The 15243-nt window shown below is 47.9% G+C and carries 25 protein-coding genes; 14 read left to right on the forward strand and 11 right to left on the reverse strand.

Going from position 1 to position 15243, the window contains the following annotated elements; translation table 11 throughout:
• The 3 genes from PHI12_11265 to PHI12_11275 all read left to right on the forward strand — a co-directional run.
• Positions 1-2208, forward strand: a 2208-nt coding sequence (locus tag PHI12_11265) for a hypothetical protein (GenBank protein MDD5511368.1), incomplete at its 5' end; no start/stop codon positions are given.
• Positions 2209-2793: a hypothetical protein gene (locus tag PHI12_11270; protein ID MDD5511369.1), complete on the forward strand. Its 585-nt coding sequence runs from the start codon at positions 2209-2211 to the stop codon at positions 2791-2793.
• Complete coding sequence (locus tag PHI12_11275; GenBank protein ID MDD5511370.1) at positions 2765-2998, forward strand: hypothetical protein; 234 nt, start codon at positions 2765-2767, stop codon at positions 2996-2998. The genes PHI12_11270 and PHI12_11275 overlap by 29 nt, the downstream gene beginning before the upstream one ends.
• 375 nt (positions 2999-3373) lie before the next feature.
• Here the strand turns inward: PHI12_11275 and PHI12_11280 are convergent, their stop codons facing one another.
• The gene (locus PHI12_11280; protein ID MDD5511371.1) at positions 3374-3994 is read right to left on the reverse strand and encodes a hypothetical protein; all 621 of its coding nucleotides are present in this window, start codon (positions 3992-3994) and stop codon (positions 3374-3376) included.
• A gap of 11 nt (positions 3995-4005) precedes the next feature.
• Here PHI12_11280 and PHI12_11285 point away from each other — a divergent pair, with 11 nt between their 5' ends.
• Positions 4006-4146: a hypothetical protein gene (locus PHI12_11285; GenBank protein ID MDD5511372.1), complete on the forward strand. Its 141-nt coding sequence runs from the start codon at positions 4006-4008 to the stop codon at positions 4144-4146.
• A gap of 490 nt (positions 4147-4636) precedes the next feature.
• On the opposite strand, the gene PHI12_11290 is transcribed toward PHI12_11285, so the two are convergent.
• Complete coding sequence (locus tag PHI12_11290) at positions 4637-5311, reverse strand: hypothetical protein (protein MDD5511373.1); 675 nt, start codon at positions 5309-5311, stop codon at positions 4637-4639.
• Positions 5312-5390: 79 nt separating this feature from the next.
• On the opposite strand from PHI12_11290, the gene PHI12_11295 reads away from it, so the two are divergent.
• The 10 genes from PHI12_11295 to PHI12_11340 are packed head-to-tail and all read left to right on the forward strand — an operon-like array spanning position 5391 to position 10679.
• Positions 5391-5942 (forward strand): hypothetical protein, encoded by a 552-nt coding sequence (locus PHI12_11295; GenBank protein MDD5511374.1) that lies wholly within the window; start codon positions 5391-5393, stop codon positions 5940-5942.
• Between the two features lie 12 nt (positions 5943-5954).
• Positions 5955-6317 carry a hypothetical protein gene (locus PHI12_11300; GenBank protein ID MDD5511375.1) on the forward strand — a complete coding sequence of 121 codons (363 nt, stop codon included), beginning with the start codon at positions 5955-5957 and terminating at the stop codon, positions 6315-6317.
• A 12-nt stretch (positions 6318-6329) separates the two neighbouring features.
• Positions 6330-7406 (forward strand): PKD domain-containing protein, encoded by a 1077-nt coding sequence (locus PHI12_11305; protein MDD5511376.1) that lies wholly within the window; start codon positions 6330-6332, stop codon positions 7404-7406.
• A complete protein-coding gene (locus PHI12_11310; GenBank protein ID MDD5511377.1) occupies positions 7407-7907 on the forward strand; it encodes a PKD domain-containing protein in 501 nt (166 codons plus the stop codon). It begins immediately after the preceding gene.
• 12 nt (positions 7908-7919) lie between these two features.
• Positions 7920-8255 carry a hypothetical protein gene (locus PHI12_11315; GenBank protein MDD5511378.1) on the forward strand — a complete coding sequence of 112 codons (336 nt, stop codon included), beginning with the start codon at positions 7920-7922 and terminating at the stop codon, positions 8253-8255.
• A gap of 12 nt (positions 8256-8267) precedes the next feature.
• A complete protein-coding gene (locus tag PHI12_11320; protein MDD5511379.1) occupies positions 8268-8834 on the forward strand; it encodes a hypothetical protein in 567 nt (188 codons plus the stop codon).
• A gap of 15 nt (positions 8835-8849) precedes the next feature.
• A complete protein-coding gene (locus tag PHI12_11325; GenBank protein ID MDD5511380.1) occupies positions 8850-9203 on the forward strand; it encodes a hypothetical protein in 354 nt (117 codons plus the stop codon).
• 15 nt (positions 9204-9218) lie between these two features.
• Positions 9219-9788 (forward strand): hypothetical protein, encoded by a 570-nt coding sequence (locus PHI12_11330; protein MDD5511381.1) that lies wholly within the window; start codon positions 9219-9221, stop codon positions 9786-9788.
• Positions 9789-9815: 27 nt separating this feature from the next.
• Positions 9816-10142: a hypothetical protein gene (locus PHI12_11335; protein ID MDD5511382.1), complete on the forward strand. Its 327-nt coding sequence runs from the start codon at positions 9816-9818 to the stop codon at positions 10140-10142.
• Positions 10143-10169: 27 nt separating this feature from the next.
• Positions 10170-10679: a hypothetical protein gene (locus PHI12_11340; protein MDD5511383.1), complete on the forward strand. Its 510-nt coding sequence runs from the start codon at positions 10170-10172 to the stop codon at positions 10677-10679.
• 53 nt (positions 10680-10732) lie between these two features.
• Here PHI12_11340 and PHI12_11345 read toward each other — a convergent pair whose 3' ends face one another.
• The 9 genes from PHI12_11345 to PHI12_11385 all read right to left on the reverse strand — a co-directional run bounded on the left by PHI12_11345 (position 10733) and on the right by PHI12_11385 (position 15011).
• A complete protein-coding gene (locus PHI12_11345; GenBank protein ID MDD5511384.1) occupies positions 10733-10942 on the reverse strand; it encodes a hypothetical protein in 210 nt (69 codons plus the stop codon).
• 10 nt (positions 10943-10952) lie between these two features.
• Entirely contained in the window at positions 10953-11372 is a 420-nt protein-coding gene (locus PHI12_11350; GenBank protein MDD5511385.1) for a hypothetical protein, read from the reverse strand.
• A 187-nt stretch (positions 11373-11559) separates the two neighbouring features.
• Positions 11560-11898, reverse strand: a complete 339-nt coding sequence (locus PHI12_11355) for a hypothetical protein (protein ID MDD5511386.1) — start codon at positions 11896-11898, stop codon at positions 11560-11562.
• Positions 11898-12029 (reverse strand): hypothetical protein, encoded by a 132-nt coding sequence (locus tag PHI12_11360; GenBank protein MDD5511387.1) that lies wholly within the window; start codon positions 12027-12029, stop codon positions 11898-11900. Before PHI12_11360 ends, PHI12_11355 begins: the two co-directional genes overlap by 1 nt.
• Positions 12030-12138: 109 nt before the next feature.
• The gene (locus tag PHI12_11365) at positions 12139-12591 is read right to left on the reverse strand and encodes a hypothetical protein (GenBank protein ID MDD5511388.1); all 453 of its coding nucleotides are present in this window, start codon (positions 12589-12591) and stop codon (positions 12139-12141) included.
• Positions 12584-12886, reverse strand: coding sequence for a hypothetical protein (locus PHI12_11370; protein ID MDD5511389.1), 303 nt, complete (start codon positions 12884-12886; stop codon positions 12584-12586). Before PHI12_11370 ends, PHI12_11365 begins: the two co-directional genes overlap by 8 nt.
• Positions 12883-13401 (reverse strand): hypothetical protein, encoded by a 519-nt coding sequence (locus PHI12_11375; protein ID MDD5511390.1) that lies wholly within the window; start codon positions 13399-13401, stop codon positions 12883-12885. The genes PHI12_11370 and PHI12_11375 overlap by 4 nt, the downstream gene beginning before the upstream one ends.
• 188 nt (positions 13402-13589) lie before the next feature.
• Positions 13590-13787 carry a hypothetical protein gene (locus tag PHI12_11380; GenBank protein MDD5511391.1) on the reverse strand — a complete coding sequence of 66 codons (198 nt, stop codon included), beginning with the start codon at positions 13785-13787 and terminating at the stop codon, positions 13590-13592.
• Between the two features lie 213 nt (positions 13788-14000).
• The gene (locus PHI12_11385; protein MDD5511392.1) at positions 14001-15011 is read right to left on the reverse strand and encodes a replication protein; all 1011 of its coding nucleotides are present in this window, start codon (positions 15009-15011) and stop codon (positions 14001-14003) included.
• Between the last annotated feature and the right edge of the window lie 232 nt (positions 15012-15243).

Here is a 15243-nt window from a genome sequence, read left to right on the forward strand (position 1 = left end):
GACGAATCGGATATAAATGCTACCGCTAGAAAAGCCGTTGATAGGGTATATTATGATGCGGCCGGAGGAGAAGCCCTTGCAACTCATGGATGGGTTGCTGCAGCTTGTCCGCTCGGACTCCATGATCATCCTATCAATAACCTGGCCGATGCCCTGGCTATCATGGGAGCTTATGGATATACTCGAATGGAGTTGATGGGGGCATGCCCTCTAAATTTCACTGTTGACGCGGAGTTGGAGCTGGTAGGAAACAGGTTGTCTAATATAACGGTAGGGGCCGGTGTTACTGTAGACTTTACTGGAGATGTGCTATGTAATCAGATCAGTAACGCTGGAACTATTACCTCTAAAGATATCGTTGCTGTTGGAGATATTGATAATACCGGGGGTATATTGACGGTCAACGGCAATCTTACCGGATCCAGTAGAATCATCACTACGGCGGGAGCTGCTATTTGCCAGATAACGGTTAGTGGAAATTGTAATATAGCGGACGATATCGAGTTTTTAGCTACCGGCGCAGGATTCTTTAATATACTGGGGAACGGTTACTTCGGAGAGGAATTCATATTCGATACCGGAACAACTCTTTATATGACTGTTCACGGTGATCTCAATGTTCCCTTTAGAGAGATATCATGGTCCAGTACCAATCGATTGTTAGTAGGCGGGAATGTATATTGCTACCAGATGGGAAATTATCAATCGGGGGATATCTGGATTTACGGCAACTGCAATTCGGCCTATGAAGATGTTACTATATATGCGTCGGGTGGAGACATTAAGATTTTTGGGGATTGCCGATCTCCACAAGGCATTCGTAATGCTTCTAACGCTGGTGGAACTCTGGATATCTATGGAAATTGTGATTGTTCTTACGGCGCTATCGAGGTAAATGCTGCCGGAAATATATGTATCTGGGGAAATGCTAAAGCCAGAATATCAACCGGTAATGCTTCGACCGGCGATCTCGAGGTGGATGGAAACCTACAAAGCATAGATGTTCTACATAGGGGTACTGGCACCATACTGGTAGAACAGAAACTAGAAGGTAGAAGTATTCGTAATCAATCAACCGGAACTATAACTGTAGAGGGTTCATGTGATGTTGCTTCTATTGCCAGTGCAGCTGGTGGTACAATTTCCCTTGGTAAGACTACAGTATCCGGCAATGTCACTAATCCCGGAACACTAACTGTGGCTTCTCTGGTATCCGGAGGGATAGTCGGCAATACAGGTGGAAATCTTACAGTCAATGGCAACTTCCAGAGCGCTGGAAATCTTACCAATACAACAGGCATCGTTGATATAGCGGGTAATGCCTTTATCGGCGATTCTATAAGTACGACTACCGGAAATGTCGGTATCGGGGGGTCGCTATTTGTTTGGGGATCATTGAGTAGTACCAATACTGGCGATTACTCGGTTACCGGTTATGCAGAGGTAGGTTCGATAGCTAACTCCGGAGGCGGTACGGTATCCTTCTTCAATGGACTGAAGTGCAGGGGCGGATTTGACAATACTGGTGGAGGAGCTATTGGTATAACCGGGCCCTCTTTTATAACCGGGACATTAACTTTAAGCGGCGCCACTAATGCAATCATATACGGAGACTTGCAAGTTAATGAATTGCAGATGGGCAGCTCCGGTACCATTACTCTGCTGGGGAGCCTAACTGTTAATGCCAACGTAGTCAATGATTCTGCCGGAACCATCACGATTTCCGGAACTTTATATGTCGGAACGACTCTCAGTAATAACAATGCTGGATCGAGTATAACAGTAAGTGGTGAAGCCAAGATCAACGGTGCGATCACCAATATCGGAACCCTCATTTATAGGGGTATGCAGCGGTCTTCAGTCGGGAGCACAACTGCTAACTGGCAGAGCGGTGTGGCTACAAGCGGTGAAACCGGAGGGGACCTGTGTACAATAGGAGCCAATGATGATATTGCCCTGGTACATTCGGCGATAGTTAGTATCCATAACCTGATTGGAGCTATAACAGTCAAGCTATTCCAGCAGGTCAACGGTACTGAAAGAAAAGTATACGAGCAGGCTTTTACAGCAGGGGTTGATCCCGACGGACTTTGGATTATCAATGGTACTCTTTCGATACATGAGGCCCTGCGAATTGAAGTCGAGTCAGATAACGCCGCAGATAATGCCAAGGCCATAGATTATGATTATCAGACGGAGAGGAAGTAAATGTCTTTGTTGATTAAAGGGGGAGGGAGTCCTGGTGGCGCTAACACCCAGGTCCAGTTTAACGATGGTGGCGCGTTCGGCGGAAGCTCACTGATGACCTTTGATAAGGCCACTGGCCAGCTTAGCGCTACTCAGTTCGCCGGCGGTGACTTTCTATTTGATAACCTGTGGCGGTTGACTGAAGGTGATAAGATCGGGAAAGATGCGGATAGCCTGTACCTGCTTAATGCTAAAGGCATGATCATGGCGGAGTGGAAGGGGAAGTCTGTTAAGGATGCCCTGGTTGCTGATAAGGACTATGTTTGCCCAGCAAGGATAACCAAGGCCGATGCCAAGTTTATTACCGATCAGGGTATCATCTGTCCGGAGTGCCAGGGAGAGATTGCCAATATACGGTTGTATTCCGATAATACAATAGATGTGATGATCAAGGGGAAAGTGGTGGCCAACGGTAGCAAGGATATGGAGATGGTACTGGCCTGCTCGAAGGGGCATAGTGTTAATTTAAGCAGCGGTGCCAAAAATGGCAGAGGCAACGCTACTGGAGTAGTGAGTAATGGGGAAGATGAAGTTAAAGCTTCCTAAATGCCCGGTTTCCCTGCAGATGAATGAGGGGCGGGTCACGATCAAGTGCCCTCATTGCAAGCAGGTGATGTATGATGGTATCGGTAGCCCTCATCCCAAGACCAATCTCATTATCGCCGAGCATGTTAAGAAGCTTTGTGATAAGAGGCCGAAGGAAGAAGCTAAGAAAGAATTGACGCCTGCGGAGGCAACTAATGGCAAATAGATATTTTGTTCAGGCTGCCGGCGCTTCTTGTGCCGCTGTTTGGGATGGTTATAATACGGCTAACTGGTCTGCCGCTTCGGGTGGAGCTGGCGGAGCATCTGTTCCGACCGATGTTGATGATGTTTTCCTTGATGCGAACTCCGGTACCGGAACGATTACTGTGTCTAATAACGGAGCTAACGGCGCTACCGGACAAGTTTGCCATCACCTAAACTGCACAGGCTTTACCGGAACATTAGTCGTCACTAGTATTACTTTAACCATTTCAGGAAGCCTAACTTTTGTAGCTGGAATGACCTTAACATCAAATCCTGTAACAATAAACTTTACATCAACAGCCGCCGAAACTATTACAATGGGAACAAAAACCTTTAGTCAAGCATTTATAGTTTTTAACGGAGTAGGCGGAAGTTGGCAGAATGTTGACGCCTTTAATATAGGTACTAGTGGCACTATTACAGTAACTAATGGCACTTGGAATACTAACGGGGTTAATGTAACAGCTTTACGAATCCTCTCCTCTAACGCAAACATTCGCACGATCACCTTTGGCGCAAGTGCCATTAGTCTTTCAGGCACCGGAACTCCAGTCATTGATTTTGCCATTCCAACAAATTTGACCTTTACCTGTGGAACATCTGTAATAACCTTAGTTGGAGCATCTCCAGCTGTCAATGGTGGAGGAGTTACCTTTTTTAGTATGCTACCTAACGCTGTTTCCGGAACTTTGGTAATAACCGGAGCCAACACCTTTACCACTTTAACCATTACGAACACGGCGGCAAAATTAGCCACTGTTACTCTTGCCGCTAATATTACTATAACCGGAACATTTACAACTGCTGCTAACTCCATTACAAATAGAATCTTTGTAAGTTCGGATACTCCTGGAACGGCCAGAACCATTACTGCCGCAGTTGTTTTAATTACCAATACCGATTTTATGGATATTGCTGGAGCTGGAGCAGCCGCTCCCTTTACCTCCGTAACAACCATTGGAGATTGCCTTGGAAACTCCGGAATTACCCCAACGGCTGCTGTTACTCGCTACGCTGTTCTTGCTGGTAACTGGTCTAACACCGCCATTTGGAGCAACGCCTCTGGCGGAGCTGGCGGAGCAACCGTCCCATTGCCGCAAGATACTGTAGTCCTTGATGGCAACTCTGGAGTCGGCACAATCACCTGTGATATGCCAAGAATGGGTGTAAGTGTAACCTGCACGGGCTACCTTGGAACCCTGGCGTTCTCTTCAACTCCTAACACCATCTACGGCAATGTTGCCTGGTCTTATTCAATGACCATTTCCGGAACACAACCTCTGACGGTTGCCGGTAGAGGCGCTCAGACATACGCCAGTTTAGGGCGGGTACATACTATGTCTGTTGTTATTCAAGCCCCTGGCGGCGGGTATACTCTACAGGATAATTTTAGCGGAACCACGCTGGGCGGAACTGCTGGTAGTTTAACAACCGGAGGCTTCACTGTTTCAGCAGCATTTGCAGTGGCAAGTGGAACCTTTACGGTAACAGATAACATTGTAATAACCGTCCAAGGGTCGGCAAATGGTGTTGCTATTGCAGGCGGAACAACTACATTCTCTGGGACGGTAAATGTTATTGCATTTACAGGAAGAGGGGTCTATCTAACAGGAGGAACTACTACCTTTTCTGCCGCTGTCACTGTTACTACGACTACTGGAAGCGGAGTAGAACTGGGAGTAACTAACGTTATTGCAACATTTACATCTATTACCATTACAACAACCGCGGGGTCTGGATTATCTATAGGAGGACTACCCACAACCTTAACGGTCACTGGAAATATTGTAATAACCACTACTAGTGGGTCTGGGATTAACCTGAATTCCAATGCAACTACAACTGCCTTTGCTGGAACTATAACCGTATCAACTACTACTGGAGCTGTTGTATCAGGAAGTGGAGCTATAACTCTACCAACCTTGATTTGCCCTTCTCCAACTGTCAGTATAACAACCGCTACTTTTATTCCTATTATCCAAATAACCAACGGTGCTGGAGCAGCTGTTTCATTGAGTACAAATGTAAGCATCGGAACGCTTACTTTTACAGCCGCTTCAACTGTTACCTTATTGGGTTCGGTAACAATTAAGAACTTGGCGGGAGCTGCTAGCGCCTTTACAGTAACAACTGGCGCTGCATACCCCACAATAATAGCTTCTGGTTCCATGTCTAGCCTAACTATAAACGTCCCAATCCCAGGTGGAGCGCCTTGTACAATAGGTTCAGACTTAACCATAACCGGAGCCTTAACTTTAACTGCGGGAACGCTCATTAACTCTGGTCATAACATAACCGCTGGAAGTTTTAGTTCTTCTGGAACCGGCGCACGTTATTTAGCTTCTTCTGGTGTTTTGACTCTAACAGGAGTCGGCACAGTCTGGGATACCTCGACCGCTACTAACCTGAGTTTGGATTTATCAGGTTGCCGCATCGTTATCAGTGACGCTACCGCAGCGGTTAAGACCTTCTCAGGCGGCGGTCTGACCTACCACGATATATGGCTGTCCGGAGCGGGAGAGTTCGATTTTGTCGGCTCCAATACTTTCAATAACTTTGTCTGTAATACTGCTGGAGCTACTTTAGGCTTTACCAATGGCACAACAACCACTGTCAGAGCGTTCCTGGTCAGCGGAACATCAGTAAGCGATATAACCATGACCGGCCTGGCCGGAGGAGACTATACCATTGCTCTTGCCGGGGGCGGTACCACCAGCTCGGATTACCTGTCAATCGATCACTGCACCGGATCCCCGGCTGCCACGTTCTATGTAGGCTCTCACAGCACAGACAACGGCAGCAACCACGATCTGAGCTTTACTGATAATGCAACTCCTCCCAGGGCGACATTGGATAGGTATGGGTTGAGTTATCTCGACGGGACAAAGCAGTTTAGCAGGAATTAAGGGAGGTCTATTATGATCGGCATTAAAATTACGAACGTTCCCAGCAGCCTGAACGCGAAGAGCTGGTACCCGATTCTTTATCTGGGAGGATCTTATTATCTACCTCCGGAAAGCTTTGGTTTTTCTGAGGCCGCGGAGCTGGACGTAGACACCGACTCCTATCATGCCAGGATCGTGCTCAGTTCGGCGGTTCCTCCTGGCCAGGTGTCACTTTATCATAAAGACGTGTATGATGTTGTTCTGGAGGACGGCAAGGTTTATACTTTCGATTATACAGCAGGGAAATTTGCGGGAGGAACGCCAGTTGCTGTTATATTGGGGTGTATAGCAGGAGCAGCTTTGCTCACCGGTATTATCCTGGCTGCTAGAAGATAGGGGGACGGTAATATGAAAGGTAGGACGGTAGCAATAATAAGCGGGGTCCTGGGCGGCCTGGGATTAGGCGCCTGGGCCATTGCCAGGGCCGCTAAGGCCGGCGGACAGGAAGAACCTGGTACTGCTCCCCTTGCCGGCTTTTCGGCCAGTATAGGGGCCGGCTACGCGCCCTTAAGCGTTAAATTTACCGATGCCTCCACCGGGGATATCATCAGCCGGTCCTGGGATTTCGGGGACGGCGGCACATCGATTGAGAAGTCCCCTACCCATATATTTACTACACCGGGGGTTTATGAAGTAGTCTTGGCCGTTACCGGCCCGGGTGGCCAGGACTCGGCCTCCCTTCAAATAGAGGTATTGGACAGCGGTGAGCCGGAGGAGCCTGAAGAGCCGGAGGAGCCGGGCGCAGGTAGATTAACGGTCAAATCGACTCCGGCCGGAGCCTCTGTTACAATAGATGGAGTTTATGTCGGTATTACTCCTGTTCTGAAAACGTTTACTACGTCTACCTCTCACTCTGTTTTGATCAGTAAATCCGGATACCAGGATGTCACTGTTTCGAAATATGTCGAGCCTGGCGATGATCTGGAAATCAATCTAACGCTCACACCGGTCGAGCCTGCTGAGCAGCCAGTGTATTCGAATAGCGATATTGATATCTACGCCCACTGGGAGGCAGCTACCGGCGTATATCTCAGAGTTAAGAATAAGAATATCCGGGCCGGAACACCGCCCAGGGATCTGGTCTGTATCTTCGGTTGCGGTGCAATGTTAAATGCTGTCGGAGGCGCAGCCAATCCGGTGCAAAACGCTTATGGCCAGATAGTGCCTGGAACCAGTGTTTTAATGGCCAGTATGGACTGGTATCAAACTTTTCCGCAAAAAGACGGAGAGAAAAGCTATTTTATACCATGGGAAATCATGCACCCGTCGCTGCCTAACCAATACATACGTGCTATAAATGGCGGCTGGGTTGATCTGCCACTGGTATTAGATGGTACCCTTCAAATAAGCTGGGTCAGAGACGACGGCGCCATTAACGGACAACCGCTGAGGCATTATAGTAATATCGAGATACATGAGGGATAGATGGGTAATAAGGGATTAATAATAGGCGGTATTTTAACCGTGGCAGCCATAGCCGGGGTTATGCTGGCCTCGCGAAAGAGCCAGGCGGCAGAAGAAGAGGAACCGCCGGCAGCTCCGATCGCCGGCTTTTCTGCTAATGTCGCCTCCGGGGACGCTCCGCTTACGGTCCAGTTCACCGATACTTCCAGTGGAGAAATTACAGCCAGGTTATGGGATTTTGGTGATGGCGCCACATCCACCGAATTAAATCCGTCTCATGTATTTACTCAACCAGGAGGCTATACAGTGGCATTAACAGTAACGGGGCCCGGGGGATCCGACGCGGCAGAGCTGGAAATAGCAGTCAACCAGGCGCAGTCGGGTGGTAATTACTGCTGTCCTTATTATAATGGTATAGGGAACAATCCGGACGCTACTCAGCAATGTTTTGAAACCTGGCTGGAATTAGCCGGTCATATATTAAATCAGCATCCGGGCAACCGGATTCCGATGGAGAGTTAAGGAGGAGTCGTTATGCCTACTTTTATTCCTGGGTCAACACACACAGCTCATGTCACCTTCACACTGAAGCCGTCCGGCATGGCCGGCACCGTCCACCTGTTTCTGGCAACGAAAGATGCTGCCAATAATCCCGTGACAGTCGCGGTTAATATGGCAGAGGTTTCGTTCACCTCGACCGGTGCCTCTCAGAGGGTGGACATTCCTGGAGTCGTTATGCCTGCTGCAGGGACACTGGCCATTTATGCCTTTGCCGATGTTAAGATCGGCGGTGTAAGTGTCTACCCGCTCTTCTCTGAAACAGCGATCGATGTACTGGGCGGCAGCGGCGGCGGTATCAGCTGGGACTAGAAGGAGACCAATGTGCCGACATTTTCACCCGGAACCGTGCATACGGCTCACCTGCCGGTGGTTGTTACGCCGGCAGGTTTAGCTTGTACATTGGAATTTTATCTTGTTAAATACGGGAGCTCAAGTAAAGTGGCCACATCCGGAAATATCGCTTTTACGTCAACGGGGGCAGAACAAAGGGTAAATGGCAATCTTTCCATGCCCTCTGTTATGGATGGGTATTATGTGTTCGCCCTTCTGGCATTTCCGGGGATCGGATACTCTTTTAATCCCTGGAATAAAGGTGCCATAGCGGTACTGAGGGGTTACACTGGCGAGTGCATCGATTCCTACCGAATTACTTATTATAACAGCCTGTATACCACATGGGGCCAAACTGCCGCAGTTGAATATCTGAATGCAACCTCAGACAGCAGCGGCATCGCCGTTATTCAATCGACTTACTGGATAAAGTATTACAAATACTCGTTCATCGCCGCAGGGAATACGGCCAAGGCCAACCTGTTTGTTTCCAGGGTAAATACCAGTATGAATCAGACGCAGATATACAGCATATATCTGCAAGTTTACAATAGCTAGAATGGAGGTCCAGCCATGAAAGCCTCAACTATAATCGGAATTGCGGGGGGGCTCGCCAGTATAACAAGTCTGATCTTTGTGATCGCTACCGCAGTGAAGGCAAGCGCCGCTGAGAATGGAAACGATACTGGATACCGGTTTGCCCCGGGCGATTATATCCAGTATGTTGGTGTGGAAGCATCGGCTCTTCATATTACATTTGAGGACGACTACGAGCATAGCATCTGGAAGGTTGTTGCTCCTGGACATGGCTACACACTTTTATCGGTAGTTAACCGGGCGGATCCTACCAACGTTGATGAGGGGACGATCTGGACATTGAGCCAGGCTACCATAGAGTCTAAATACAGCAAGATCAACTATCCCTAATAGCAGGAAAGTACCATGCTAGAGAAAATTATCAATTTCATACTGGCCATATTCGGTATTAAGCCTATCCTGCGCCTAACTCATCCGGAAGAGGATATCGCGCCATATCAGACGGCCGCTAATACTGACGCAGCGGCCATCCGATTAAAATGGCTGGTTGATTGGAAGGTGCCAAAGGAAAACTGGGATATTTTCATTGGTAATGTTCAGGTTGTTGTCTTTGACTATTGGACCCCGGAAATATTCGCCAAATTTCCTACATTCTCAGGAAAGGCCCCGGCCTTCACATTTGCCGAGAACGGGCAGAGATATATTTATATTCTGGCACCCTGGCTTAACGCTGGAATTTTCGCCCATGAGAATGGACATACATCCTGGTTTATGCTAACCGAAGATCAGAAGAGGGGATTTTCAGAAGCCTATGATAAAGTGAAAAAGGATCCCCTGATAGTATACCTGTTCGACAAAAAACCGTATGGTAATCCTGATGACGAAAAGGATATTGAGGACCATGCGGATATCTACCGTTTCCTGGCCGAGAAGATGCCGGCGCCGCTTAAGCCTTTTTATCCTCTTTTGTTTTAAATTATAATATTTTAGTAGGAGGGTGTTATGGAAGATATGTGGGCACAGTACAAGGCCCTGGTAGACGGGGTTAAAATCACTACATTAGTAGTGTTAATCGCGATTGACCTTCTCCTGGGGATTATTATCGCGATCAAGGAGAAGACCTTTAAGTTTTCCAAGCTGGCCAACTTCTTTAATACAAGCATACTGGGAATGGTTGGCGGTTATTTCCTGGTGGGCGGTCTCTGCCTGGTCCATCCGGAATTCGATTACCTGGTAGTAGGAGCGTGGGGGTTGATCGATGTGGGTTTGCTGGGCATGATCTGGAACAAGCTGTCAAAGCTGGGTCTCCCCATTCCTAAGATCGTATAAAAACTTCTTTACCTGGGGGAAAGGCATATGAGCGAGGTTTGGTCCATCATAATGACAGTCGTCGCCGTAGGAGCGCTTATTATAAGCCTTGTTAAAAACAAAGGTTCAGATGCTAGAGCTACACTGATAGATGACAGGGTAGTCAACGACCGGATAAATAAGGTAAGAGAAGACCTTAGTAAGCAGATCTCCCAGGTTAAAGATGATCTCAAAAAAGAGGTAATCGAGGTCAAGGACGATATCAATAACCGGTTCCATGATTACGAGATCAAACAGGAACACCGGATTACTGAGATTGAAGGTAAAATAGGTATATTCTGGCAGGATTTTAATAAGAAGATGGCAGGTTTAATACATTCACCGCATACCCCGGAAACGGACCTATTACTGGATAAGGTCGTTGCCGGCACAATAACGAAGCAAGAGGCACTGGATCTCTGCGCGAAGATACAGGGTCACATCGAAAAGAAAGAATATCCCCCGGAGAAGGTACCGGCAGCCATAGCATTGGTTGTCAGTTTGTGTGCCGGAGCTTAAAATGTCGGCCGCCGGCATTGTGGCCATGGTTTTAGCGGGGAGCTTCTTTATAGCTATTGGTTTTCTACTGTGGTTGAAGTGGGGTCGGCGGAGACGTCCAGAATAGCCCTGGCTGATTCAACAGCAGATGGTCTGCAGCACAGGTCATACAGATGTTTTCCCATCTGCTCCAGGATGCCCGAGGCCATATCGAGGGGCAATAATATAGTCATGATCTCCTGAGTTTCCTGTTCGTCCGTGACTTTGATTTTAATTTTTCTCATCTTTACCTCCCTATATCAACTGTATTTTAATGCCGAATACATCCTCAAATACCCGCTGCTTGGTCCGCCACTTATCAGTGCAGATAAACTTCTGTTTCTTCTCATCAAACAGTTTGGTATCAAAAACCTCAACCTGGAGCTTATTATTAATAAGTACGTGGTCCAGCTCCATGATAACGCCTCCTGGCAGCTTAACCTTTAAATGGTGATGGTAAGCCAGGTATTCGCCGGCCATGACCGCCTGGACGAACTTGCGGGCGTCTTCCGCCTCCCGGCCGGATCCGTAGGTTTCACCACTAAGATCGGTGGCCGGTTTGTTATGCCACTTGCTGCCCTTGCCGGCGGCCGGCGGGCCCACAAGCTGCTGCAGGACAGGGTTCCTAGCCAGCAGGTCCGGGTTCTTAAGATCTATGTCAGCGAGTTCTGTCATAGCATTTTAATCTTCCTAGTCGAGTCTTTGATCCTGAGGTACATTGGTTTATCGGATTGGTTTTGTAGAGAGATTGAGATATAGTAACCAGGTATAGTATTAGTAATCCAACTGTCAAAAGGACCTATCTTGGTAGCAGTTTGTTCTTTTCGCGGTCTCCGTTTTAAGAGCTGAATCGTTATCATATTTACCTCACCTTCTTAAAATTCTTGCCGGTCCAGAAGCGGGGGGCGATGCACCGGTTGAATAAAAATCTCTTACCAAATATCGTGATAGCCGGCCGGATCGCCGCGGGCGCCGGCTGCCAGTCCCGGCTTTGTTCGTATTTCTCCAAGGGGGTCATTTCATCTAAAACACCGGTTAGAACATATGGGCGGTAATAACCAGCAAAGGCGATGTTGGTAGCGGTAATACTGGTATCTGAATTGTCATACATAACATTAATAGCCCGGTCGCAGGTTGCCGTACACTGGTCGCAGGATTGATTACAGCCGATAACCGCTACTCTTCTTGTTGTGCCCATCATTAGATTAGCCCGGTCTTGTTCTTCTTATTATCAGCCCGCCAGGCCCTGCGTCTCTCAGCACGGGTTCCTTTCATGCCGGGTTTAAATACCCTCCAAGAGTAAGAACGGTTCTTTTTAATCAGTTTATCCATGGCAATCTCCCTAATTTATTATTCTATCGGCTATACACAGTCCAAGCGCTATTAGGGAACACAGCAAGGCGGCTATAGCTACCAAAAAGGAAAACTCTCGTTCTTTCAATTATACCACCCCCAGCTTTGGCGTGAAGAAGTTCAGCCGCCCGCGGCAGGGGATCGGCTTGTCATAGAGTACACCGTCCTTTAATTTGAAGCCGTACTGCCCGGCCATGTGCCACTTTGAATATAAATTATCGTTTTCCTCGCCGAACCTGAATTGGCAGCCGGTGATGGTGACCTCTCCGATGATGGCGCCAAAGGTCATACGCTCCCAGGCAGCCAGAAAAGCAAAGCGCTGGTCTACGGTTAATAATGATAATATCCAGTGTTTATTGTCTGCGGTCATCTCTTCCCGGGAAACGGCGGCGTGTATATAAATCCTGATCGGCAGCTCTACCCGGTGTGCCTCGATGGTCATGGGGAACTTCCAGTACCGGTTCTCGGTATCCTTGAGATTCATGCACTCGAGCCAGCCCCAGGGGTTCTTGGCTGATAACGCATAGACTGGTTTATTCATTGGGCACCGCCTTTAATTCGATAGTGTGAGGGACACCGGTTTCAAATAATTGTTTAATAGTGATTGGGTATTTATATAATTCATTACGTCTGATAATGACCGATCTTTCTAAAATCTCTTTACCTGATATCTGGCAAACTGCTACTTTACAATCAGTCCCGCTCCACCAGTGCTGCAAATCCCTGAGATAGTCAATAGCACCGTTCTCAGTTGATCGAATATCCAGAAAACTATCATTCCAATCGGGGCAGGCTCTGATAATAAAATAAAGCTGCGACTTATCACTAAGATTCATTCCCTCATCTCCGGCCGGCGATATTTCATGCCCAGAGCCTGGAAGATCGCTTCCTCCGACTCATTGGTAATAAGCGTCTCGTCGAAAGATCCGTCCGCGGCACCCTCGACCGCTACCATGCCGCCCAATCTGAAAAGGCCGCTGCCATCGGCGTGGAGCTTCATCCCCATAGTCATGGCCCGCATACAGAGCATGCGGTTATGTTTCTCGCTGCCCGTCCGGATCAGCAGCAGGGTGGCCCAGGTCTCCGGAGTGGCCACATAGACGTCAAGGGGGATATCCCGCGGCGCCGGCATATCAATGCGGATGATCTTTGGCCCGTTCTTTACGATCCGGCCCAACTGCTGCAGCTGGTATGCGAGCTGGCCCTGGTTGCTGGGGATCACTACTATGTCGATATCCCGGACCCAAGATTTCTTACGCCGGATGCTGCCGGCGATCTCTATTCTCTCACAGCAGGGTTTCAACTTCTCAACGATCTCGTTAGCTATTGTCTGAGCTCTTTCCAGTTGCATCTTTCGTTACCTCCGGTTCTTTGAAGTTGTAAGGGCGCCCGCAACTAACACATTCGAACTTATTATCATATGATCTTGCTAAATTTCCCCCGCAGCGGTTACATTTATCGGGGATCTTGCGGACGTAGGGGTGTTTACTCATCGGCTAGTATTTACCTCCGTTATTTTTATCCGGGATCTCCGGCAGATCAAACCTGTATTTCCATTTTTGAATTTATGGCCAGCTCCAGGATCGCGCACCTGCCTTTCTCATCATTATCAGGATCAGTTCCCATTTCTAGCTTCATAAACCAGGCGCATTGAACCCCGCAGCATTCCATCGGCGCTCTTTCTGTCATCACCTCGGCTCCCAGCGGGCTAGCCATTAGCATAGGGCAAAGTTTCATCGTCTACCTCCTATTAAATTTTGCGGCTTAGTTTCAGATATGTGGCCGTAATTGTATTTGCGGGTTTCTAACCCTTTTTCCTCACAGGATCGGCAGGTATCCCATTTTTCAGTCACGGTGTCCTTCACTACTGCCCAATGGCACTTTGGACAGACTAGAGAGATATCGTATTTCTCCCCGGTTTCAGGATCGACAAATCTGGGTATAGGCATGTTATTCCACCAATCCTTTCAGCAAATATGCTGGCGCTTCTCTCCCTTGTAAACCTTTGCGCTGGTGAAACGGCATTCTCTCAGCGGAGGATTTAAAGCCATTGGCAGCCCAGTTTTCGAGAGTGGTGTTAATATACTTAACAGGAAATCTCATTCCACCATCTCGGTCTCTAGCTTTTACAGCTTCTTCGACTGCGGATTTTATCCAGTCCAAGGGAAACTGAGCTACCAGACCACGCAATTCGTCAGCAAACTTGGATGTTATAATAACACCCAGTTTTTGCTCACAGAGGGCGATCACTTCTCTTATGTCATCACTCCCTTTCGACGGCACGCCTCCGGCGGGCGGAGTGTTTTCTCCCAGTTTTCCGGCAGGGGACGGCACCCCACCCGGATCGATCTTTTTATCAAAACTTACGGATTCGGTAAGTTCGGTAGTAGTAGTTATATTATTATTTATATTACTATTACCTACTACTACCTCTTTAATACTTTCTTTAGGCGAGGCTAACTCAGGCATGGAGAACTTACGGATTCCGTAAGTTCCATCTTCCGGATTCCGTAATTCAACTTCCTGATTTGGTAAGTTAGCTTCCTGATTTGGTAAGTCATTGCAAGAGCCAGAACTTACGGATTCTGTAAGTTTTTCGTCGTTAATGTGAAGGTTTAAACTTACCAATTCCGTAAGTTTTTCAGGGCGGTAACTGAAGGCCCGGCTAATTCTCCAGTCGTTAAAGTTGCGGTTAAAAGAATAGAAAGAACCGTTGCGGTACAGAACCTTATCTCGTATTAAGCAGTCCAGATGTGCTTTAATATGTCCTTCTCTTACGCCAACAATTTCGAAATCTCGCTGTTTTGGTATGTAGGCGTTTTCCTTATTGCAACCCCAAGAAAGGCGCAGGATAAGGTCCAAGATTCTACGCTGTTGCGAAGTAAAATTACTAACCATCAACTGCTCTTCTATCGAGTGAGCTATTCTGATATGGGCTTCAGTTGGCAGGTTATTGGCCATCTATCAGTGTCCTTTTTAATAATAAAAGGCCAGAGACCTTATGAGGGTCCCTGACCTTTGAATTTTCGATGGCGGGGTTTATCCGGCATCCTGTGGGGGAGCAGATCCCCCGCCATGTCATTACGGCATAGGTCGCTTGGGCGGTGGTTAGACCGTCCGCGGTCGCGTTGCCGGAAATGCTTAATAAATTAAAAAACCCGGATAAAAACATCTGCGAACCCCCACGGAATAA

The organism is Dehalococcoidales bacterium (genome assembly GCA_028716225.1).
In the GTDB taxonomy this organism is placed as follows: domain Bacteria; phylum Chloroflexota; class Dehalococcoidia; order Dehalococcoidales; family UBA5760; genus UBA5760.

Coding starts and splice junctions, on each gene's coding strand:
- PHI12_11385 (MDD5511392.1), bottom strand. CDS start 15,011: ATGGCCAATAACCTGCCAACTGAAGCCCATATCAGAATAGCTCACTCG.
- PHI12_11345 (MDD5511384.1), bottom strand. CDS start 10,942: ATGAGAAAAATTAAAATCAAAGTCACGGACGAACAGGAAACTCAGGAG.
- PHI12_11355 (MDD5511386.1), bottom strand. CDS start 11,898: ATGATGGGCACAACAAGAAGAGTAGCGGTTATCGGCTGTAATCAATCC.
- PHI12_11375 (MDD5511390.1), bottom strand. CDS start 13,401: ATGCAACTGGAAAGAGCTCAGACAATAGCTAACGAGATCGTTGAGAAG.
- PHI12_11325 (MDD5511380.1), top strand. CDS start 8,850: ATGAAAGCCTCAACTATAATCGGAATTGCGGGGGGGCTCGCCAGTATA.
- PHI12_11275 (MDD5511370.1), top strand. CDS start 2,765: ATGGGGAAGATGAAGTTAAAGCTTCCTAAATGCCCGGTTTCCCTGCAG.
- PHI12_11315 (MDD5511378.1), top strand. CDS start 7,920: ATGCCTACTTTTATTCCTGGGTCAACACACACAGCTCATGTCACCTTC.
- PHI12_11310 (MDD5511377.1), top strand. CDS start 7,407: ATGGGTAATAAGGGATTAATAATAGGCGGTATTTTAACCGTGGCAGCC.
- PHI12_11350 (MDD5511385.1), bottom strand. CDS start 11,372: ATGACAGAACTCGCTGACATAGATCTTAAGAACCCGGACCTGCTGGCT.
- PHI12_11370 (MDD5511389.1), bottom strand. CDS start 12,886: ATGAATCTTAGTGATAAGTCGCAGCTTTATTTTATTATCAGAGCCTGC.
- PHI12_11340 (MDD5511383.1), top strand. CDS start 10,170: ATGAGCGAGGTTTGGTCCATCATAATGACAGTCGTCGCCGTAGGAGCG.
- PHI12_11290 (MDD5511373.1), bottom strand. CDS start 5,311: ATGAGCGTTCCCGCAGTTAAAGTTAAGGCTCCGGTTATGGTTAAGTCT.
- PHI12_11270 (MDD5511369.1), top strand. CDS start 2,209: ATGTCTTTGTTGATTAAAGGGGGAGGGAGTCCTGGTGGCGCTAACACC.
- PHI12_11360 (MDD5511387.1), bottom strand. CDS start 12,029: ATGGATAAACTGATTAAAAAGAACCGTTCTTACTCTTGGAGGGTATTT.
- PHI12_11330 (MDD5511381.1), top strand. CDS start 9,219: ATGCTAGAGAAAATTATCAATTTCATACTGGCCATATTCGGTATTAAG.
- PHI12_11280 (MDD5511371.1), bottom strand. CDS start 3,994: ATGGTTGTTACGGAGGTAAAGGGAGCGGCTGCTCCAGCTCCAGCAATA.
- PHI12_11300 (MDD5511375.1), top strand. CDS start 5,955: ATGATCGGCATTAAAATTACGAACGTTCCCAGCAGCCTGAACGCGAAG.
- PHI12_11335 (MDD5511382.1), top strand. CDS start 9,816: ATGGAAGATATGTGGGCACAGTACAAGGCCCTGGTAGACGGGGTTAAA.
- PHI12_11380 (MDD5511391.1), bottom strand. CDS start 13,787: ATGAAACTTTGCCCTATGCTAATGGCTAGCCCGCTGGGAGCCGAGGTG.
- PHI12_11365 (MDD5511388.1), bottom strand. CDS start 12,591: ATGAATAAACCAGTCTATGCGTTATCAGCCAAGAACCCCTGGGGCTGG.
- PHI12_11305 (MDD5511376.1), top strand. CDS start 6,330: ATGAAAGGTAGGACGGTAGCAATAATAAGCGGGGTCCTGGGCGGCCTG.